At 58.8% G+C, this 22,113-nt stretch carries 12 protein-coding genes; 7 read left to right on the forward strand and 5 right to left on the reverse strand.

The genetic code is table 11. The annotated features are described in order from the left end of the window. Positions 1-62 precede the first annotated feature (62 nt). Complete coding sequence (gene purU, locus AC0Z5Z_RS24485) at positions 63-911, reverse strand: formyltetrahydrofolate deformylase (protein ID WP_041479808.1); 849 nt, start codon at positions 909-911, stop codon at positions 63-65. 337 nt (positions 912-1,248) lie between these two features. Here purU and mvaT point away from each other — a divergent pair, with 337 nt between their 5' ends. Further along, on the forward strand, positions 1,249-1,626 hold the full coding sequence (gene mvaT / locus AC0Z5Z_RS24490; RefSeq protein ID WP_016773476.1) for a histone-like nucleoid-structuring protein MvaT: 378 nt from the start codon (positions 1,249-1,251) through the stop codon (positions 1,624-1,626). 98 nt (positions 1,627-1,724) lie between these two features. On the opposite strand, the gene sbcB is transcribed toward mvaT, so the two are convergent. Next, positions 1,725-3,173 carry an exodeoxyribonuclease I gene (sbcB, locus tag AC0Z5Z_RS24495; RefSeq protein ID WP_485611759.1) on the reverse strand — a complete coding sequence of 483 codons (1,449 nt, stop codon included), beginning with the start codon at positions 3,171-3,173 and terminating at the stop codon, positions 1,725-1,727. 267 nt (positions 3,174-3,440) lie between these two features. Between sbcB and AC0Z5Z_RS24500 the strand changes: the two genes are divergently transcribed. Genes AC0Z5Z_RS24500 through AC0Z5Z_RS24525 form a run of 6 tightly spaced genes read left to right on the forward strand, consistent with a single transcriptional unit; the run spans position 3,441 to position 10,139 of the window. Beyond that, the gene (locus AC0Z5Z_RS24500) at positions 3,441-4,157 is read left to right on the forward strand and encodes an RDD family protein (RefSeq protein WP_460058963.1); all 717 of its coding nucleotides are present in this window, start codon (positions 3,441-3,443) and stop codon (positions 4,155-4,157) included. Beyond that, positions 4,154-5,131 carry a stage II sporulation protein M gene (locus AC0Z5Z_RS24505; protein WP_460058965.1) on the forward strand — a complete coding sequence of 326 codons (978 nt, stop codon included), beginning with the start codon at positions 4,154-4,156 and terminating at the stop codon, positions 5,129-5,131. The genes AC0Z5Z_RS24500 and AC0Z5Z_RS24505 overlap by 4 nt, the downstream gene beginning before the upstream one ends. Continuing rightward, positions 5,118-6,656, forward strand: a complete 1,539-nt coding sequence (locus tag AC0Z5Z_RS24510; RefSeq protein ID WP_485611760.1) for a DUF4129 domain-containing protein — start codon at positions 5,118-5,120, stop codon at positions 6,654-6,656. The genes AC0Z5Z_RS24505 and AC0Z5Z_RS24510 overlap by 14 nt, the downstream gene beginning before the upstream one ends. Then, entirely contained in the window at positions 6,653-7,816 is a 1,164-nt protein-coding gene (locus tag AC0Z5Z_RS24515) for a DUF4350 domain-containing protein (protein WP_485611761.1), read from the forward strand. Before AC0Z5Z_RS24510 ends, AC0Z5Z_RS24515 begins: the two co-directional genes overlap by 4 nt. After that, a complete protein-coding gene (locus AC0Z5Z_RS24520; protein ID WP_041479813.1) occupies positions 7,813-8,814 on the forward strand; it encodes an AAA family ATPase in 1,002 nt (333 codons plus the stop codon). Before AC0Z5Z_RS24515 ends, AC0Z5Z_RS24520 begins: the two co-directional genes overlap by 4 nt. Then, complete coding sequence (locus AC0Z5Z_RS24525) at positions 8,811-10,139, forward strand: DUF58 domain-containing protein (RefSeq protein ID WP_485611762.1); 1,329 nt, start codon at positions 8,811-8,813, stop codon at positions 10,137-10,139. The genes AC0Z5Z_RS24520 and AC0Z5Z_RS24525 overlap by 4 nt, the downstream gene beginning before the upstream one ends. A 9-nt stretch (positions 10,140-10,148) precedes the next feature. Here AC0Z5Z_RS24525 and AC0Z5Z_RS24530 read toward each other — a convergent pair whose 3' ends face one another. The 3 genes from AC0Z5Z_RS24530 to AC0Z5Z_RS24540 form a co-directional block, all read right to left on the reverse strand. Continuing rightward, complete coding sequence (locus AC0Z5Z_RS24530) at positions 10,149-14,210, reverse strand: Ig-like domain-containing protein (protein ID WP_485611763.1); 4,062 nt, start codon at positions 14,208-14,210, stop codon at positions 10,149-10,151. After that, positions 14,203-18,300, reverse strand: coding sequence for a Tc toxin subunit A-related protein (locus tag AC0Z5Z_RS24535; protein ID WP_485611764.1), 4,098 nt, complete (start codon positions 18,298-18,300; stop codon positions 14,203-14,205). The genes AC0Z5Z_RS24530 and AC0Z5Z_RS24535 overlap by 8 nt, the downstream gene beginning before the upstream one ends. 65 nt (positions 18,301-18,365) lie before the next feature. Next, entirely contained in the window at positions 18,366-22,010 is a 3,645-nt protein-coding gene (locus tag AC0Z5Z_RS24540) for a Tc toxin subunit A (RefSeq protein ID WP_423663364.1), read from the reverse strand. Positions 22,011-22,113: the final 103 nt, after the last annotated feature.

Raw genomic sequence — 22,113 nt, forward strand, 5'->3', positions numbered from 1 at the left:
ATGACAAGGGCCTGAGCGATTCAACGCCCAGGCCCTTGGTTTTTCAAGCGTGTCGTGCTCGATCAGAACACGACTGTCTTGTTGCCGTGCACCAGCACGCGGTCTTCCAAGTGATAACGCAGACCACGGGCCAGCACCATCTTCTCGACGTCACGGCCGAAACGCACCATGTCTTCGATGCTGTCGCTGTGGCTGACACGCACCACGTCCTGCTCGATGATCGGGCCGGCGTCCAGCTCTTCAGTGACATAGTGGCAGGTTGCGCCGATCAGCTTGACGCCGCGCAGGGACGCCTGGTGATACGGCTTGGCGCCGACGAACGATGGCAGGAAGCTATGGTGAATGTTGATGACTTTGTGCGCGTACTCGCGACACATGTCCGGCGGCAGGATCTGCATGTAGCGCGCCAGCACCACCACTTCGGCGTCGTGCTGTTTGACCAGCCGCGATACTTCGTCGAATGCTGGTTGCTTGTCCTGCGGATTGACCGGCACGTGGTAGTAAGGGATGCCGTGCCACTCGACCATGCTGCGCAGGTCGTCATGGTTGGAGATCACGCAGGCGATTTCGCAATCCAGTTCGTCGCTGTGCCAGCGGTGCAGCAGGTCGGCCAGACAGTGGGATTCGCGGCTGGCCATCAGCACCACGCGTTTTTTCTGCTCGGTGTCGGTGATGCGCCAGTCCATCGAGAACTCTTCGGCGATCGGCGCGAACTTCTCGCGCAATTCTTCAATACCGAACGGCAGGGAATCGGCACGGATTTCGTGACGCATGAAGAACCAGCCCACTTGATTGTCAGAGTGGTGGCTCGCTTCGGTGATCCAGCCATTATGAGAGGCCAGAAAATTACTGACTTTGGCAACGATGCCAACGCGGTCCGGGCAAGAAATCACCAGCCGAAAAGTGCGCATGAGGGGGAAACTCCAGAACTTCACAAAGGCCGCCATTCTAGCGACTGCGCAGGAAAACTGCAGTACGCATACGCGCCGGGTGGGACAAAGCATGGACAAACGGCTTTCTGACGCAGGTCTTACGTCAAGACCGTGACGCTTTAGCGGGGCTTTTGTCAGACAACTGTAAATATCTGTGCTGACTGCATCACATTATTTAACGGAACATTCAAAGCGCGGCTAATTCCTGTAACTCATTTAAATAAAAAGCCGATCTAAATGTTTACTTGATGAAACAGCCTGACTATTATTGCGGCACTGTCCCCTGTCATTCAGCATTCTACAAAAGGTAGTACTCATGTCCTTGATCAACGAATATCGCGCCACCGAAGAAGCCATCAAAGAGCTGCAAGCCCGTCTGAAGAACCTGTCCGAAGACGACAAACTGCAAGCCGAACTGGAATTTGAAGGCAAACTGCGCACGCTGATGGGTGAATACTCCAAGTCCCTGCGTGACATCATCGCGCTGCTGGATCCAGAAGCCAAATCCAAGGCTCCACGCGGCGGCGCAGTGAAAACTACCGGCACCAAGCGTGCACGCAAAGTTAAGCAATACAAAAACCCGCACAACGGTGAAGTCATCGAAACCAAAGGTGGCAACCACAAGACTCTGAAAGAGTGGAAAGCCAAGTGGGGCGGCGACGTGGTTGAAGGCTGGGCGACCCTGCTGGGCTAAGCCGCAACGCCTTCGCAGAGCGATCCGCGAACAAAAGAACGCCAGCTAGCGCTGGCGTTTTTTTATGCCCGTAATTTATTGTCCGGGCATGTTCGATTTCACAGATTCAAACGTTTGCGTAATGCCTGGACATAATTCTGCCAGTCATTGAGCACCTCTCGCTGCATCGGTGACGCACTAAGCGACCATTGCTCTGCCGCCTCGATAAATGACTGCACGGTATTCGGCGCACCTGCCTCTGGTTGCGTCAGGCGTTGCTGACAAAATAATTTCCAGCGCTCTTGCTCGGCCACATCCAGGGTGTCCGGAAAGTTGCGTGCTCGATATCGAAAAAGTAATTCAGGCAAACGTTCATCATCGAAAGGCCACTGCTCTTGCGCCAACTGCGCAGGATCCGCCGTTCGAACTTGTTCGCATAAACGACGATCACGATCACCGATAAATCCATCGTACAACTGCTGCTCGGGATCTTCGCTGGGAGTGAAATCTTCGCTGGGAGTGAAATCTTCGCTGGCATAAATCGCCGCGACTTTATCTTTCCAGACTTGTTGTGCGTCAGTTAGTCGCACTGCCCGCTCATGATAAAGCGCCATGTCCAGCCCAAGGCGCTGCTGGTCTTGTGCGCGCAATACCGCCAGCGGCGCTACAACAGGGCAGCGATTGATATGAATCAGCTTGAGCGGTACCGGTAACTCACCTTCGGCCAACTCATCGCGACGGGTATAAAGACGCTGACGCAGGGCTTGCGCATCGAGGTCCAGCAACCCCTGCGGATCAAGATGCAGATCACAGACGATCAAGGCGTTTCGATTCTTCGGGTGCCAAGCCAGCGGCAACACCACGCCGACATAACTGCGCGCCGCCGAGAAACGCCCGGACACATGCACCAGTGGCTGCAACAGGCGGATCTGATCCATCACCTTCTGTTTGCTGCGCAACTGGAACAGCCACTCGTAGAGCTTGGGTTGTTTCTCGCGAATCAGCCGCGCCAACGCGATGGTGGCGCGCACATCCGACAGCGCCTCGTGGGCATGGCCGTGATCGATATTGTTAGCCGCTGTGAGGCGTTCGAGCTTGAGGGTCACGCGGCCTTCATCATCGGTCGGCCAGACCAGACCATCGGGGCGCAATGCGTAAGCGGCGCGCACCACATCAATCAGATCCCAGCGACTGTTGCCGCCCTGCCATTCACGGGCATAGGGGTCGAAGAAATTGCGATACAGGCTGTAGCGGGTCATCTCGTCGTCGAAACGCAAGGTGTTGTAACCGGCGCCACAGGTCCCCGGTGCGGCCAGTTGCGCATGTACGCGAGTCATGAAGTCGGCTTCGCTCAGGCCTTTTTCAGCGAGCTGGCCCGGGGTGATGCCGGTGATCGCGCACGCCGCCGGGTGCGGCAGGATGTCCTCGCTGGGCTGGCAATAGAGATTGACCGGCTCGTCGATCTCGTTGAGCGCATGGTCGGTGCGAATCCCGGCCACCTGCAGCGGTCGGTCGTTGCGCGGATTGATGCCAGTGGTTTCGTAGTCGTACCAGAAGATTGAAGTCACGGGCGAATCCTGAACAGAAGATCGGCGAAGTCTAGGCGTTTCAGGGTTGCCACGGCCAGCCTGGTCGCCCTCGAACAGCAATTTCTCCAGATTCCTACAACTGGAATGCATTGCCCTTGTGGGAGCGAGCCTGCTCGCGAAGGCTTTCCGTCAGTTGCACATAGGCTGACTGATCCACCACATTCGCGAGCAGGCTCGCTCCCACACCCGAGAGGCTGCTAGCATCAGGCGCACTTGCATCCCGAACAGGCGAACATCAGGTAGCCCATGCTCGAGCCCACAGCACCGCGAAGGAAAGCACCGCTGGATACCCGGCATCAGGTCGAAACGCCGGAAGGCATCGATCTGCCACTGCGCCCCGCCGGGTTGATGGTGCGCGCCGTGGCGTTTGCCATCGATCTAGGCATTCGCGGCTTGATCCTCGGCGTGCTGTTTATCGCGCTGGCATTTCTCGGCAAGCTCGGCATGGGCCTCGGTTCCTTGCTGCTGTTTGCCATCAGCTGGTGGTACATGGTGCTGTTCGAGGTGCTGCGTCAGGGCCGTTCGCCGGGTAAGCAATGGCTGGGTTTGCGCGTGGTGCACGATGACGGCACGCCGATCGGCTGGTCGGCCTCGCTATTGCGCAACCTGCTGCGCTTTGTCGATCTACTGCCCTTCGGCTATTTCCTCGGTGCGCTCAGTTGCCTGCAACACCCGACCTTCAAACGTCTCGGCGACATTGCCGCCGGCACCTTGGTGGTTTACAGCGAACGCCCGCTGAGCCGTCCGCAACTGCCTGACGCTGAACCTCGCCGCAGCCCCGTTCCGCTGACCTTGAGCGAACAACGCGCGGTACTCGGTTTCGCCGAGCGTCAGGCCGAGCTCTCTCCCGCACGGATCAACGAGCTGGCGGCATTGCTGGCGCAGCCGCTGCACATCTCTGCGCCCAAAGCCGTGTCTGAACTCAACGGCATCGCGCGCGGCCTGTTGGGGCCGAGCGCATGAAGCAGAGCCTGTTCGAAAGTCGCCACAAGGCCGAATGGGAGCGCTTCGCCGTGGCGCTCGAACGCCTAGAACAAGGCAAGGAGACAGCGCAAGTCAGCGATTTCCCCAAGGCCTATCGACGTCTCTGCCAACATCTGGCTCTGGCCCAGGCGCGCGGCTACAGCAGTTTTCTGATCGATTCATTGCAACAACAAGTGCTGCGCGGCCATCAACAGCTCTATCGGCATCGCAGTCGGCTCGGGGCGCAAATCATCAGCTTTATCCTCGCCGACTTCCCGCGACTGGTGCGCGAACAGTGGCGTTTTGTTGCGGCCGCCAGCCTGTTGTTCTTCGGCAGCCTGATCGGTTTCGGCGTGCTGGTTTATCTGAACCCGGAACTGATCTACAACCTGATCCCGGCCGAGCAGGTGCGCGAGATGCAAGGCATGTACGACCCCGTTGCCGGCCACCTCGGCCGCTCAGCGGAACGTGCGGCCAGCGAAGACTGGGTAATGTTCGGCTATTACGTGATGCACAACACGGGCATCGCCTTTCAGACGTTCGCCAGCGGTTTGCTGATGGGCGTGGGCAGCGGTTTTTTCCTGCTTTACAACGGCATGATCATCGGCGCGGTGGCCGGGCATCTCAGCGAGATCGGTTTCGGCCAGACCTTCTGGTCGTTCGTGATCGGCCACGGTGCGTTCGAACTGAGCGCCATCGCCCTCGCCGGAGCGGCGGGCCTGAAGCTGGGCTGGGCGCTGATCGCCCCCGGACGTCTGACATGGGGCGAGGCGCTGCGCCTGGCCGCGCGCAAAAGCGTGTTGCTGGTGTGTGGGGCCATGCTGTTCCTGTTGATCGCAGCCTTTATCGAGGCTTATTGGTCGTCGAAAACCAGCGTAACGCCGCTGACCAAATACGCCGTCGGCGCCGCGCTGTGGCTGGCCGTCGCGGTGTATCTGCTGTTTGCCGGAAGGATTCGTCATGCGCCTGAGTGACGCCAGCGTAGTGATCCGCCCGCGCACGACCTGGGAAGCCATGGACCTGGGTGTGTTGATGAGCCAGCAGCATCGGCGGTTGTTGATGACCAGTTGGGCGATCGTCACCCTGCCGCTGTTCGCCCTGCTCAGCCTGTTGCTGTGGGATTCGCCATCGCTGGCGGTGTTCATTTTCTGGTGGCTGAAACCGGCCTACGAACGCCTGCCGCTGTACATCCTCTCCAAAGCGCTGTTCGGTGAAACGCCAACCCTCAGACAAGCCTTGCGCGAGTGGCCGCGCCTGCTCAAGCCGCAACTGCTGGCCAGTCTGACCTGGCGCCGGCTGAGCCTGAGTCGCAGCTTTGTGCTGCCAGTGACCCAACTCGAAGGGCTCGACGGCGAGGCCAGACAACAACGTCTGCAGGTGCTGCTGCAACGCAACGGTGGCGCCGCGCAATGGCTGACGATTATCGGCGTGCATCTGGAAACCGCACTGTGGATCGGCTTGATGCTGCTGTTCTACATGCTCTTGCCGCAGCAGATCGAAACCGACTGGGACTGGCAGTCGCTGCTGCTCGCCGCCGATCAGGACTGGCGCTGGCTGGAGCACCTGACCAACGTTTTTTATGCGCTGATCCTGGTGGCCTGGGGACCGGTGTATGTCGCCTGCGGCTTCAGCCTGTACCTGAACCGTCGCACGCAACTGGAAGCCTGGGACATCGAGCTGGTTTTCCGCCGTTTGCGCCAGCGTTTGAACAGCAGCGTGCTCGGTGTGTTGCTGGCGGCGTGTCTGCTGCTGCCGAACCTGCAACCGGTATGGGCCAGCGATACGCCGGATGCTCCACGGTTGCTCAATCAGCCGCTGACCAGTCAGGCATCGCGCGACAGCATCCAGTCGCTGCTCGAACAACCGCCGTTCAAGAACAAGGAAAGCGTCACCCGCTATCGCTTCGGAGACGACCCGGCAAGCCCGGCCAAGGACGCGCAACCGGGTGAGGCTCCGCAGTGGCTGAAAACCCTTCTCGGTTGGCTCGACGGTCGACACCTTGATGCCTTGGCGAACGTGATTGAAGTGCTGTTGTGGGGCGCGCTGATTGCCGCGCTGGGCTGGCTGGTCTGGCGTTATCGCGAATTTCTCCGGGCCTTCGTCAGTCGTCGCCCGAACCTGCCAGCGCGCAGCAAACCACCGGCGGCGCCACACGTCTTCGGGCTGGATCTGAACCGTGAAACCCTTCCCGATGACATCGCCGCCAGTGCCGAACAATTGTGGCTGAGCGAACCTCGCGCCGCGCTGGGCCTGCTCTATCGCGGCCTGCTCAGTCATCTGCTGCATGATTTCGACCTGACGCTCAAAGCCGCCGACACCGAGAGCCAGATCCTCACCCGCATCGAGCAATTGCAACGCCCGGACCTGCTCGCCTACAGCCGCAACCTCACTGTTCACTGGCAGAACATGGCCTACGGGCACCGACTTCCAGCCGCGCACCTGCAAGCAGAGCTGTGTAACGGCTGGCGTGAATTGTTCAGCAAAGGATCCGGGCATTGAACCGGCGCATCGGCGGGTCGTTGGCTGCGCTGGCGCTTTTGCTGCTTGGCGGCTTGAGTCTGTTCCTCTACCTCAAAGCCCGTCCTTATCAGGAAGTCATCGATCACGGCCCCTCGCCTGCTGCGCAAGCCAATCCCTATCTGGCGGCAGAAATGTTCCTGCGCGAGCGCGGCCTCGCGGTCAGCCACGCCGAGACCTTGACGGTGCTGCCGCAGATTGATCCGCACAGCCACACCTTGTTGCTGTTCGGCGAGCGCGCACGGATGACGCCGCGTGAAGTCGATCAGGTGCTGAACTGGACTCGCGCCGGAGGACGTCTGGTGTTCGTCGCCGAATCGTTGTGGGATGCGCAAACCGGGCAAAGTAATGATCTGCTGCTCGATAAGGTGCAACTGCACCAATCGCTGAGCAAGGACTTGAAAGATCCTCCCGAGGACGGGGAAAAGGACCGCTTCCCGAAACTGACCAAACTGTATCTGGAAGATGAAGACGCGCCGGCCTACGCCGGTTTCGACACCGACTTCCACCTCGACGACCCGAACAATGTCGCGCAAGCCTGGGCCAACAGCGCCAAAGCCACGCACATGATGCAACGGGTGTACGGCCTCGGCACGATCACCGTGGTCACCGATGCCGAGCTGTGGAAAACCCCGGCTATCGGCAAATACGACAACGCCTGGCTGCTCTGGTATCTGAGCGCCGACACCGACGTCACGCTGATTTACAACACCGCGCACGATGGTCTGTGGACGTTGCTCTGGCGCTACTTTGCGCAGGCCATTGTCGCCCTGCTCGCCTTGATCGGTCTGTGGTTGTGGCAGGCGAGCGTGCGCCACGGGCCGGTGCAAATGCCCGCGCCAGCGGGTCGCCGTCAACTGCTGGAGCATCTGCGCGCCAGCGCCGATTTCCTCCTGCGCCACAACGGCCAGCAGGCGCTGCTCCAAGCCTTGCAACAAGACATCCTGCGCCGCGCGCGCCGCCGCCATCCCGGTTTCGATCAATTGAATGTGGCCGAACAATGGCTGGCGTTATCGCGCCTGACCCGGCAACCCACCCGCGCCATCAGCCAGGCCCTAAGCCCACGACCGAAGCAGCGTTTGTCCAGCGCCGAATTCAGCCGTCAGGTCGCTCATCTGCAAACCTTGAGGAACGCGTTATGACTGAACAGATCGAGCCCGGCAGCGCGACGCACGCCGCCCAGCAGCGCCAGCGCGCCAGCCAGTTGGCGCAGGCAGTGCGCAACGAATTGAACAAGGCGCTGATTGGCCAGGATGCGGTGGTCGACGCTGTCCTGACCGCGCTGATTGCCGGCGGCCACGTGCTGCTTGAAGGCGTGCCCGGCCTGGGCAAAACCTTGCTGGTGCGAGCACTGGCGCGATGCTTTGGCGGCGAGTTCGCGCGCATCCAGTTCACCCCTGATCTGATGCCCAGCGACGTCACCGGTCACGCCGTGTATGACCTGCAGACCGAGCAGTTCAAGCTGCGCAAAGGCCCGCTGTTCACCAACCTGCTGCTGGCCGACGAGATCAACCGCGCCCCGGCGAAAACCCAGGCGGCGTTGCTCGAAGCCATGCAGGAGCGCCAGGTGACACTCGAAGGTCGCGCCCTGCCCATCGCGCAACCGTTCATGGTGCTGGCGACGCAGAATCCGATCGAACAGGAAGGCACCTATCCACTGCCGGAAGCCGAGCTTGACCGCTTCATGCTCAAGGTGCGCATGGATTACCCCGACGCCGATCAGGAGCTGAACATGGTCCGTCAGGTCTGTCGTTCGACCCGCGCCGACATGCTCGATGTGCAACCGCTGCGCACGGTGTTGCAAGCCAAGGATGTTCAAGCCTTGCAGCGCATCGCCAGTGACTTGCCGCTGGACGATCAGGTCCTCGATTACGCCGTGCGCCTGGCGCGCAGCACGCGCACCTGGCCGGGGCTGACCCTCGGCGCCGGGCCACGCGCCTCGATTGCATTGGTTCGCTGTGCCCGTGCCCGGGCGTTGTTGCGCGGCGGCGAGTTTGTAATCCCGGATGACATCAAAGGCTGCGCGCTGGCGGTGTTGCGTCATCGCGTGCGCATCGCGCCGGAGCTGGATATCGAAGGCCTGCAGGTCGATCAGGTGCTCACGCAATTGCTCGATCAAGTGCCGGCGCCGCGCCTGTGAAACCGTCTCGGCTGCTGCTGATCTGGCTGGCCCTGCTGGTGGTTGTCAGTATCGTGCTCGGCGCGTTGCAGGCGTTGCAGATCGACCTCCCGTCCAGCCTGATTTCGATCAACTGGGGTTTGCTCCTGGCGCTGCTGGCCTTGGCGGTGATCGACGCTGTGCGCCTCAGACGCCTGCCCTCGCCGCGCATCAAGCGACAGATGCCCGGCAGCCTGGCATTGGGGCGCTGGGCGGAGGTGAAGCTGGAGGTGGCCCATGAATTTGCCGAGCCACTGGCCATTGGACTCTTCGACCACGTTCCCGACAGCCTGGCGTTTGAACATCTGCCGATGCTTGTCGAGCTTCAACCCGGCCATTTCAGCCAGATCAGCTACCGTCTGCGTCCTCTCGAACGCGGGCATTTCAGCTTCGAACAGTGCGAAGTCAACCTGCCCAGCCCTTTGGGATTATGGTCCGGCAAACGCCTGCTCAGCGTCCGCGACGAGACCCGCGTCTTCCCGGACTTCGCCCGGCTTTACGGCGGCGAGTTGCGCGCCGTCGACAACTGGCTCAGCCAGCTCGGCGTGCGCCAGCGACAACGTCGCGGTCAGGGTCAGGAATTCCATCAGTTGCGCGAATTTCGCGAGGGCGACAGCCTGCGCCAGATCGACTGGAAAGCCACCGCCCGTCAGCGCACACCGATTGCCCGCGAGTACGAAGACGAAAGAGATCAGCAGATCATTTTCATGCTCGACTGCGGCCGGCAGATGCGCAGCCAGGACGGTGAGCTGTCGCACTTCGATCACGCGCTCAATGCCTGCCTGCTGCTCAGTTATGTGGCGTTGCGCCAAGGGGATGCGGTGGGCATGAGTACCTTTGCCGGTGATAAGCCGCGCCATGTCGCGCCGGTTAAAGGCAGCGGCCAACTGAATGTCTTGCTCAACGCTGTTTATGACCTTGGGAGCACTCAGCGCCCCGCCGATTATCAGGCTGCCGCCAACCAGCTATTGGCCCGCCAAAAGCGCCGGGCGCTGGTAGTGCTGGTAACCAATTTGCGCGATGAAGACGAGCAACTGCTGGCCGCAGTCAAACGCCTGAGCGCACAACATCGGGTGCTGGTGGCGAGCCTGCGTGAACAGGCGTTGGATACATTGCGCCAGACCACGGTGCAAACGTTGCCCGAGGCGCTCGCCTACTGCGGCACCATCGATTTTCTCAATGCCCGCTCGCAACTCCATGAGCGGCTGACTGCTCATGGCGTTGCAGTGATGGATGTTCGGCCCGCCGAGCTGGGGGCCGGACTGGTGACAAGTTACATGAGCTGGAAAAAGACCGCTGCGATCTGACAGATTCGATCAGTTGGTGACTGCAACATACACTGCGCCGCTGTCCGAAGTGCCGTCGCTGTTTTCTACTTTGACGACCAGCGAAATCTGCTCCGTAAGGTTCATCGGCCGCCAGTGAGCCTGGTATCGCCCGCGGTGATCGGTAAACGACTCAGTGAACGGTGCTCCATTAGTGGAAACAAGGATTTTCCGTCTGGGCATGGGCTCTCGCCCCTCCTTGGCCACAATCAGCGCGGTCATGGAGACGTAGGTCTGCAAGGGAACCGGATTAGGCGACGCAACAACGGATTCCACCGCTGCTGGACACTCAGTGACGGTCAACCAGAGCGTTTTTACCACCCAGCCAGCCAAACCACCCTTTACCGACGCCCGCAATGCAGCCTCGCCTGCTCCTCCCAAGACAATGCGCGCCGTTGCCTTGCCTTCGGCATCCGTCAGGGTTGTCGGCAGCGAGGTGCGGTCGTACTCCCACATCACTTCGACATTGGCCAAGGGTTGCGCGGTACTGGCTGACACTACCAGGACTTGCGCGGTCATCACCTGCCCCGGATACCCGCTCGGATCAGCGCTGATCAGTTCCTTGATCTCCCGGGGCTCGTGCAGAACAAACGGTAAAGAAATCGACTCCGAATACAGCGCATCGCCCACCGTAGCGGTCAGTTGCGCCGCACCCGGTGTCGTCGGCACAAACCGTATCCGCGCTTCACCGTAGAAGTTGGTAGTGGTGGTCACCTCACCAAGGTCCGGACTGCTCCAGACAACCTTCATCCCCACCATCGGTCTGCCACTGATGCCCGACACAATGGTGATCTGCTCAGATACAGCCTCGCCCCAAAACAGCGTCTGACTGCTGCGCGAACGATCCGCAATTTTTACCACCTGCGCGCCTTGCCCCAGCGACATTGCAATAACCGGAGAAAGCCTGGCCAACCGCGCCGAGGAAAAGCGCAGGCCGAAACGCCCGTCCTTGAGGTCGCCCGCGTTGAACCGATAGGTCATTCCAGCGCTCGAGAAAAGCCTGGGGTCACCCAGACGTGGCTCCTCGAAGCGCATGCCCAATTCCGTCGGCCCGGTGCCGGTCATGCCCAGCGTCAGGTGCTGGTCAAACAACGCGCTGCCCGCCGGGGCACTCACGCGCAATTGGTGCTGCCCCTTGCGCCGAGGGAACTCAGCGCTTTGACCCAGTGGCTGAAACGGTTGGGAGTCGAAACTGTATTCAAATCCGGCCCAGGGATCCCCTTCCAGCGCTAGAACCTTCATGGTTCGGCGCTCTTCAAAACGGTCATAAGGGCTGATAACCGCCGCTGTCACCACATGTTCACCTGCGGTGGATGGCGCAAAGGGAAAACCACTCCAGCCGTCGGCAGCCGTCCTGTGCTCTTCGGTGCTGCCGTCGCCTGTCCATTGAACAGGCACTTGATCCAGAGCGAGGTCGGGACGATAAGGGGAGCGTACCTTCAGCCACATCCACGCAGGATCCTGCCCAATGACCGGATCCACCGCAGATGCACGGGCGTCTTCGATAGTGATTTTATTGTGGCCCAGGGTCATCGTATTGATGTCGCTGAAACCATGGGTATCGATAACGAACCGAAGTGCGAAGACACCGGGTTTGGTACTTTTTGAACAGTCCAGCGTCCAGATAAACCCGCTGTCATCCACAAAATTTTCGCTTCCGCGGGGTGGACTCAATTCGATTCCGAGCTCTGCCGCCGGGCTTCCACTCCATACCAGATCCATGGCAATACCCACTAAAGGGCTTAGCGCATTGGTGCGGAAGATATAGCGATGTACAGCGCCGATACACGGAAAGAGTGGCTGGCCCCTGAGATCGGTCATCTGATCCAGGACCACGGTCATTTCTTCATGGAGGTCAGGTGATAACAGTCGGCAAGAAAAATCCTTGTTCGTGAGAATGTCGGTGCGCAAACTCACCTCGAAAATACTGCTGGTACTTTCGATACGATCAGAGCTGAACAACCAACTCAAATCTTCCCCTTCGCGCAATATTCTCGGTACGTCAAGGTCGCTCACCGCCAGACCGTTCTCTGGATTTTCGTTCCGCCATCCGAGCGTAATTGCCTCGCCAATCAACGGGCTGCCCGCTAATGCCCGGACCGTCAGGATATGCCTCTGGCCGCGCTTGCATGCGATTCCGTCATGGGCAATCGGAACGGCATCAAACGTGATGCTGACCTTGTCCTTCCATTCGTCTCGTGCAAACGCCGTGACCGAAAATGAGTGTTCATCTGCCGGTCCGCCTTCGTAGGCACTCACACTGGCGGTAATCGTCTCGTTGCTCAAAGCCGTCAACGGTCGGTAATACAGGCTGGCCCAGCCCCCACTGCCGGTACGAGACTCGACAATGCCCTCGGGGGTTTGCCAGTCGACGATTGCATCAATCACTGGCTCACCGGCACCTTTGTCAGTGACATGCACCACCTGCACCCGCATCAACGTCTTTTCGGAGTCCTCGACGACCGGTGTAATATTCGGGCCGCGCGTGTCAGCGATCCTGACCTTGTTGCGCGCCAGCGACATGGGTTTACGCGGCGATGGCAGTAACAGCTTCGAGCAGACCAATGACAGTTCGAAGCGACCGTCCAGCCAGTCCTCGCAGGCCAGCGTCCAGAGACTATCGTCCCCATCGAAAGCGACCGGTTGCTGGAGTGGCGGGTTGACCGTGACCTTCAGCTCTTCATGCCCGACGCCGCTCCAGTGCAGCGATAGATCAGTCGCCAGCAAAGGGCTGTCGGCGGGCAAGCGCACAATGAAGGGGTAATCAGTGCCACGATTGGGATAACCGATCGCGCTCCACAGGGTTACCTGCGATTCGACAACGCAACGCAAGTCCATCCAGGGATCGGTCGCCAGCACCGTGACCGAAAACTCGAGAGTCACCTCGCCACTAGGGTAATAAGGACTGTCGACCGAAGCTGTGAGGACGAAATCGCCTGCTTGCTCAGGAACGAAATCGAAGTAGACCAAGCCTTGTTCATCAGTGATGCTGGTGCCCAGCACACCTTGCCCGGCAGTCGTCCACCTGACTTCCCGGCCATCAAGCGCCTGACTGGTGTAGTAAGAGAGAACCTGCACACCCAAACGGACGCTTTGCGCATACTCCAGGACCGGGTAATAAGCCGCGCACTGTACTTCGCGAAGCGCTAATCGGTGATGCCCCAACGACACGTCGATCGTGTAAGGCTCGGCGTTGTACTGGTTCACCAGACTTATCGTGAAGTCATGAGCCTTTTCCTCCTGCATATCCGGGCAATCGAGCGACCACTGCGACAATAGCGGTTGATAGGCGCCCCAGTCGGGGGTCGCCTTGACTGACTCCATCGGGTTGCCGTGAATGATCAATGCGATATTCGTATCCAGCCAGGCGCTGCCGTCTGCCGGAATAAAAGACAGGCCGTGGGGAATGAACAGAGAGTCGTCCGGGTCATCGCCAAGGGAAGCGCCCAGGCAAAGGTATAACGTCTGGCCTGGTGGCAGATCTTCGCTATCCAGTCGCACCGTCTGCAGTTGCAGCGGTTCAAGCTTCAGTTGCAGGTCGATTCGAGTGATGCAGATTGCCGAACGATTGTCGCCCGTGTTGTCAGGGACACCGCTGACCTCGAAGCTCAATGCGTCATCGCTGACGAATTCCAATTGATCCAGCGACCGTTGATACGCGCGCGGCTTGAATTCAAGCGGCTGTCCCGCCAGCCGTCGGGCGTTTTCGAGCTCCGGATTCCGACCTTCTGGCGCCGTGAGCTCGATGCTCATCAACACTTCACCGCGCTTGCGGATGTGCAACCAGCCCGATTCGCCCGACCATGAAACGCCGGGCCGCAGTTCACATAAAAACGTCAGTTCGTAACCGGCTTGTGCACCGGGGGTTTTGGGAGCTTTGACTTCCTGTGTGGCCGAAGCCCCGACACCGACCTCCATGAAATTGACTAACTCGCCATCATAAAACTCGCTCGCCAGGCCAACCCTACCGCTGGTACGCCACTCTTTGAGCCGATCATTGAAGTCACCATTGAGCAGCAGGCTTTCATTTTTTTGCACGACGGGCTCATTCATGATCGCTGGCTCCGTTGCGTTGGCGCGCCAGGTAGGTGTTTTCAGCCTCGGTCACCAGGTCTGTGACCTTTTGGACGTACGTCGGCTCGCCGGCCTTGATGGAGTACCGCACGCGAAGAATGATATTGGTCAAGGATTTGAGCATTGCAGCTTGCGGCTGATTAAGCGGGCGAGGAAAACTCAGCCGCCAATGGGAAACGGCACCCGTGTATTCAAACGGGTTGAGCAATCCTTCGTCGGGTTTCTGGTGGGTCTGGCCATTATCGCCAAGCCCGACCGACAAAACGATCTGCTGACCGCTGCGCAGGTTGAACAGCAGATCGCCAGGTGCGATTGCGGTGGGGTTATGCAAATACTGCACAGACTGTGTGGTCGGTCGGGTCGCGGTCACGCTACTGATCTGCAGCAACGTTGCCCGCACATCCTCGTAGGGACCGGCCAGCACAGGCAGATCGACTTCCACCGAACTGATCTGCCGGCAGAAATGGTCAGGATGATCACGGTCGAACAACAACTGGGTCAGTCTGAACTCCAACACACCTGTTGCCATCAATTGCGCGTGTGCATCTGCCCAGCTGGTTATGCCCTCTTGAGGCTCGATTCTGTCGTCGAACAACTGCCGCAAGGAAATGGTTTTGATCAGTTCCGGCCGCCGCTCGTAGCTTTGCAAGCGCCTGCGCTCCTGGTCCAGCAGGTACATATGCAGTTGTTCACCCGAGCCCAGACCATAACGGTGATCGAGCCAGGCCTGAGGCAAAGGGACGGGGGCATCATAATCCCCGGTTTCGGCAGCCAGTGAAGCCTGAGCACTAAGGCACAGGCTGACGACTGCGTCGTACGCCTGATAGTGCAGAGCCTTGAGCTGGCCAAGCATCCAGCCGAACAGCTCGGCATTGCTCGCGCGTTTTTTAAGGAAGTTGTACATGGTCAACGCTTGGCTGTTGGCCCTGAGCGTCTGTTCAAGGCTGGATCTCGCCGCGTTGATCGCATGGCTTTGCGCTTCGATCTGCGCATCGATTGCGCCCACCTCCGCCAGCGCCTGATCGCGTTGCAGCGCCCACTCACTGCGGCGACGGCGATAACCTTCAGTGGTGGCCTGTCGGTCGGCGTCGATTTGCAGCAATGACGAAGAAACCTCCAGGCCGAAAGCCACCGCATCGAAAGTGTGTTCGGGTTTGAAGCCACCGTTGGAAGTACCATAGATTTTTGGCAACGCCGCGATGACGCCCCCTGCCACCCTGACAACTTTGGCCTGCAGTGCTGATGTCTTCGACTGCTGCAGACTGGCCATGACCTGATACTCGATCGGCGAAACGTTTTCGCTGTAACGCATTGCATAGGCGTCGGCCCGGTCCTGCGCCATTGCCCGACTCTGCTTCAGCGCTGTGACATTCGCCTCCAATTGGGCGATGGATTGTTCCTGTACCGTTTCGGCATAGCGACCCAGCTCGAGCAAATGGTTCTGCTGCGATTCTTCCTGCTCGGCACGGTCGCGTTGCTCGAGCAGACGCAGCACCAGACTGCCGAAATCCCGCAGGCTCTGTACCCCGCGCAACGCGACTTCGAACGTGACCCGCCAGCGATACGCATTGACCACCAGGCGCCCGCCCATCGGTCTGGGCCCGGCCGCGCTACCAGCGGCCAGATCGCGGAGCAATTGCCTGGGATCGGTCATCGGGCTGAACAGCAACACGTCCAGCGGCTTGCCATCGATCGTGAGATTGTTGCGCAGGTTATCAAGGCGTTGCTGCGGCTTTGCGAACAGGTCGAGCAGCGATTGATTGATCGGAATTCTAAAAGGTTCGCAGGCCAACAAACCCAGGATCGGCGGGGTGTCGGAAGCGATCGGGTAATCTGCCAGGTTGAAATCCAGCGTTTTTTCAAGCGCTTCAAGCAGGGGTCGCGATTCGCAATTGTCCAAGAGGTTTTCCACGGTGTCGGTCTGCCAACGAGTCGCTGTGTCGGCGGTGGGCGCCTTGCCCATCAGAAACCCGGCCTGGACATAGCAAAGCTTGGCGGCCACCAGACTGTCACGGGTCAATTGTCGGTAATACCAATCGCCCCACGCCATCAGGTTTTCTACGTAGTCGGTGAACATCAGGATCTGAAAATGTGCGGGTGCGGCATAGCCAATGGCATCCGGATCGAGGGGATTCTGGATTTCCCACCCTGGATTGCCCGGCGCTGTTGCGATATCCAGAGGCCGGCAACGCCAATACGCCGGTTTCGGGTTCGCGATCGGAACCGGCGGATTGGCCGGATCTGCGGTGGCCTGTGGATCGAATACGTAATGCAGCCAGCTCTGCGCTTCCTGAAAGCGTTCTTCGTCGCGCAACCGGGTGGCAATCAAATGCGGCAGGTGAAAAAACAGCTCCCAGAAGTTCAGACCATTGGCACCGTCGAAGGCACCATTGGGTGGTTCAACGAACTCTGCGCCGATCGGCGACGGCTCGCGAATGAACTGGTTGGACCAGTCCAGCACGGCGTCCACGGAAATATTCGAGCATCTCACCAGTTCCGAGCCAAACAAGGAGTTGAGCCGAATGAATTTCAACGCCAGTCCAGCTTGATTGAATGAAAGAAACTGTGCCCCGTCGGTACTGTTCTTGTGCAGAGCTGGCGGGACGAAATCCATGAGATCGACAATCGTCAGGTCGAACTCTTTCTGTCCTGTCGGGGAAGTGGGAGAGGCGAATAAAAACGTGACTGGCGTGGGCCAGGTGCCTTTCGTCCGCGAGGCAGTCCACGACTGAGTTACCCAGCCCCCGCCTGCATCCTGTTCTTCGAGGATCGGCGGCGGGTCACTATCAGAAGGCAGACCTGCAATTTGCAGCACCATTTTCAACCGAGCGCTGTCCAGGCCCGAGGGGCTGCAAAAACCCTGCACCGTCAGCACATCTTTGTCATCCGCGCGCGTTGCCATAACGTGCAGGTCGAGATAGGGCGTCAGGGAACCATGGGTCTGTATGCGAGTGACAACAGTCACCTGACTGTTCAGTGGGTGCTGAACCGTATCGTTGCTGACAAATCGCTCCTCAAGCGCCAGATCCAGCCATGCGCCACCGTCCAGAAGGGGGCGCATCAGAACGTCGTAGACACCATGCACCCGCAGACTGCCGGATGGCGAAGATAGGTTGCCCGTCAGTAAAATCCCCAACTTGCCCTTCGGATTCAGATAATCGACCTGCACCGTCGCAATCAGTCTGGAGCTCGCCAAACCCTCGTCCTTGTGTTCTGAACTGTGCACACACAACGGCGCAGACCACTGCCCGTTCTGCTTCATGAATGCCAGATTGATCACCAGTTTGCTCGGGCTGAGCGACTCCGCTGCGCTCGCGACTACCGCGTCGCGCCATTCGGCCCAGACCACACACAACCGGCCATTCCAGAACACGGGGCGGATATCCAGCACCTGATCGGCGGTCGGGATTTCCACGGCCTGCCATTCACTCCAGACCGCCGGATTGACCGAAACGCTGGTTGCGCCCAGTTCGATCTCGGCCTTGCGCCAGAAATACTGAAACGGCTGCACCCGCTGCCGCCCCAGAAAGTAGTAATCAGCTTTGGCCGGTGTCACGCCGTCCATGAAACAGCTGATCACATCGAGATCGCAGACTTGTTCGAATGCCTGCAAATAATCCTGCAGCGCCGCCTGCACGGTATCTTTGTCCAGACGGGCCTGGTTCAGGTTGTTTTCCAGATTCTTGAACAGACTGGTTTTGCGCAATCGCACCGATGGAACGATGAAGTTTTCCGCATAGCATGAAATCTGGTGGGGCACGGTCCAGTCGGGATAATTGCTGAAAATCTCCCATTCGCGCAGATGACGCTTGTCGAACTCGTGATCCCGGAATCCTGGTTCCAGCTTTCGATACACCGCATGGATGTACTGCTGCACACAACTTATCGCTTCGGCAACTCTGGAACTCTTGACCTGATAAGTATCCAGAGGATCCATGCGCAGCAATTCAAACAAGTCTTCAGGTGTTTTCAGAAAAGGGTATTTATCATTGGCCACTTGACCGATGCAGTATTCAAGAAGTGCCGAGCGACGTTTTTCCAGCAGCCCGCCAATATTACTCAGTGCCATGATCTTGCTCCTTGGAATATGGCCCGGGGAAAAACGTTCGCCAGGCAGTACGCAACGCCCTGCCGCTACTCCCTGGCAAAGGTAATGGCATGGGGGAATATTCTTTCGCTTTCCCCAGACTGAGAGCGAACGCTGAACACGAATGTGCCGCCCGTCTTGCTTGAGACAAAAACCCGGGTAAGCCCCTGCTGATCAGTGAACCCCTGCGCCGGCCGAATAGTGACGGCATCCATCTTCGCGGGCGGAACGCTCTTGCCGAACCACTCCACGAGCGAGTTTTGTCCGCGGTTTCCGTAGTCGTCCTCCAGCACCGCATACAGTTCTACTTCATGACCGTATTTCACTGTTTCCAAAGGCGTAGGTGAAAGTTCTGCAATAGGGAACGACAACGTAGTGAAGTCGGCAGTTATTTCTATGGGAGGGGCGTATTGCGGCTCGAACAAGTCCAACCAAAGCATTGGCGTGTCGCGGCCCATGACCTTGCCGGGGATAAACTCGGCCAAAAGTGTCCCGTCCGTTCCCGTCGCCTTGTATTCAATGGTGCCCAATGTGGCGCGCCAATAAACATTGACGCCACTCAGCGACTTTCCATTGGCGTCTTTGAGGGTCACTTTATAAGTGACTTTTTCGTCTGGCTTGTTAGCCACGACGGTGCTGTCATCCACCACTTCGCACGTGATTGTGACCAGCCCTTTGACGTCGCCTGGAACGTGCACGATCGGGGCACGAGTATCGGACTCGCCGAGCAGGGCATGTTCGGCGGCATCGGCATAGGATTTTTTGTCGACGGTTTCGGGCAGATTACCAATGAGAAAAATCGTTAACGCATCCATGCCGCTCTCGGTGGACAGCGCCAGCACGCGCATCAACAAATCGAGCTGGGGAAGGTTTTTCAACACCTTCAGGTCGGGATCGATGCGGCTCACACATTCGCGCACTTCCTGAACGCTCCAGCCAAAAAAATCGGCCAGTTTGATCGCCGCCGCCTGTTGTGCCAGCCATCTCGCATCTCCGGTGACATCCGGCAATGCGTTGACCTGGCGCAGGTAGTCCAACAGCTTCTGTGGCGGTTGGCCGCTCGAGGCTGAGGCGAGGGCAAAAGCGCGAGTGAGCATGGTCAGGTAATAAAGCGTGCGCACCGTCAACGCATGCTTGTCGTCCTGAACCAGCCAGTCCTTGTAGCCGCTATCCAGATAATCCTGCAACAGCGCCGCGCTTAACCCCAGGGTCGACACCACCTCACTGCGCCGGCGAACTTCAGCCAGTAGATCGAATGATGTGTCGGCAACTCGGGGGCGAGTTCGGCCGCCCCCTTCGCTCCCCGCATCCGCTTGCTCCAGCACATGCAGCAGTAACTGATGCACCGTGACGTCTGCCCAGTTCAGGACCGGCAATGCCTGATCCACGCCAACGCCGGCGTATGCCGCCAGCGTCTCCTTGACCAGCGAAGTCTGCGCATCGCGCATCTGTAAAAACGCGCTGACCATGCTGTCGATGATGCTCTGCCGCAACGCTGGCTCGATCTCACCCAAGGCGCTGTCGACCGCCCAGGCGATTTTTTTATGGACGGAGGCCAGATACATCTCAGCGCTTCCCTCCGGAGGCAGGATCAAACCATGCCCGTCGGTTATCGGCCCCAGGCTGTCGGCGGATGTCGCGAGAAATTCGATCCAGTCCGCGGCCCCGGCTGCCGGAACGCCTGCCATGAGAAACGTACTATTGGACAACTGTGCAGTCGGCAGCAAATTGCGAACCTGCTCGAAAAACTGCTCATCCTGTTCGGATGGATCCTGAGCCGCTGGCGCAGCGACCGCATGCTGCAACACCCACAACACCGGCAGATTGTTTTGCGCGCACCACTGCACGCAACTTTGCATAGCCTCGATCAGTTCCAGCGCATCCGGTGAACCGTCCGGTACATCGTGGATGACAGGAGTACCGGCCAAGCCATTGACCCAGTCATCGCCGCCCAGGATCGATAGCATCAGCACGCCTTCAACCGGAGTGATGTTCAACAGCCGGGCCAGCCTCACCAAACGGTAGAAGCTCGAGATGATCGCTGCGTTGCGCTTCAATTTGTCGGTCAAGCCATGAGCCTTGGCCACAGCGTTCGCCAGCACGTAATAAGTCTGCGGATCAATCGCCAGACCACTGCAGAGCTGGCTGATCGTCAGATCCACCACGCCCGGTATCGGCGCCACCGCAAACTCATCGTTGTCGAGCTTGAAAGGCTCGCGATAACCGGTTTGAAAATTGAACACCTGATCGAATTGCGAGAGCGCTTCACCGCGGCCATAAACCGACAGCTCACCCACAAACACAGCAAAGTCCGCGGCGGTGCATTCGTAGCGCTCGCGCAACGTCTGGAACAACCCAAGCGCATGAACCGCGCCACTGGAGATGTCCATCCCGTTGCTGTGACCTTTCGTTGAATTGCCGCGCCCTGTTGCCCGGATGACCGATGTCAACACTGCGTCCAGCTGTTCGAACGGCAATCCTGTCCAGTTGGCCAGACGCACCATCTGATTCATCCGGGTATAGCGGTTGAACCCGATGAGTTCGTCGGGGTTTGCCGTCATTCGAATGCGAGGCTTGGTTGCAGGATCGAAACCCACCGCCGGCGCAGTACCGTCATTGATGTAAACCGAACCCGAGCGCTCGCTTTCAGGCTGCTTGGGCGTTTCATCCGGGTAGGTCACATTGGCCGAGCGCACGGGAGCAAAGTCGCCAATCGACAGAAGAGCCTCGATCTGTCGGCTGTCGAGCTTGGTGCGCTGACCGAAAAACTCCACCTGATTGAGATTCGAATACATCTCGGTATAGGTACCAAAGTTGTGCGCAAAAAAATCTTCGCGAAGGGCGAAATCCGCACGCGGTTCGGTCAGCAACTGGCGCTGATAAGGGCCAAGCCGCGAGGCATGGGCGAAACCCTGTGCAGTATTGGCACCTCGAGCATTGGCTTGCAGAAAATAGGGATAAGCCAGGTCGACCCGGTGCTCGAAGTCGCCCACCGACAAGTCATGAAACTGCGCGATACCATCAATTGTGACCCAATGCTGGTAATAAGGCAGACCATTGGGGTAGCGGGCTGCGATCAGCGCGTCTTCGATGGATTCGATATCCGTTTGCGCCGCGATGAATTTCTCCAGCACCTCAACGATGATGTCCACAGAAGAGATCGATTGATAAACCGCATTGAAGTCGACCTTCAGTGCCAAGAGATCTGTGCGCCGGTTATGCAGCGAGAAATCGTCTTCCTCTCTGATACCCTCCAGACGGTCACGAACCCAGCGCAACAAGTCGATCAGATACGCCACTGGCGACCAGATGGACTCCAGTGCATCTGGCGGGCACAACGCGGAAAAATCGGTACCGATCAGAGCGTGATAATTGGGACCGTCCACGATCGATAACAAACCGCTGGAGCTGCGCTTTGGCGCGGGCCTGGTGCCCCTCAGCGTCTGCTCGATAAATTGGCGCCGCTGAGACGTGGCTATGCTATTGGCGCCGCGCCAATATTGTTGCGCTTGCTCAACGCTGAGCTGATGCTCTTGGACCATGCATTGAACACCCCTTTCAACCAGTGGATAAATTGATCCACCGTTTTGCAGGTATGTCTCGAGGTTCTGCAGTCCGACGTTCTGTGCTCGTTGTTCCTCGCTGAACAACTCATCGAACAGTTGCAGGGCGGGACGGCGCGAATCAACCATGATCAGATTCCTTTAGGCGACAACTGGCCCGCGCAACCTGACGTCCTTCGTCAGGCTGCACATTCAGTGAGTACGATTGAGCGCTTCGAACGCCGTCAAGTCC

The sequence above is a fragment of the Pseudomonas sp. 1L-E-NC-VB-C3 genome (assembly GCF_057291535.1).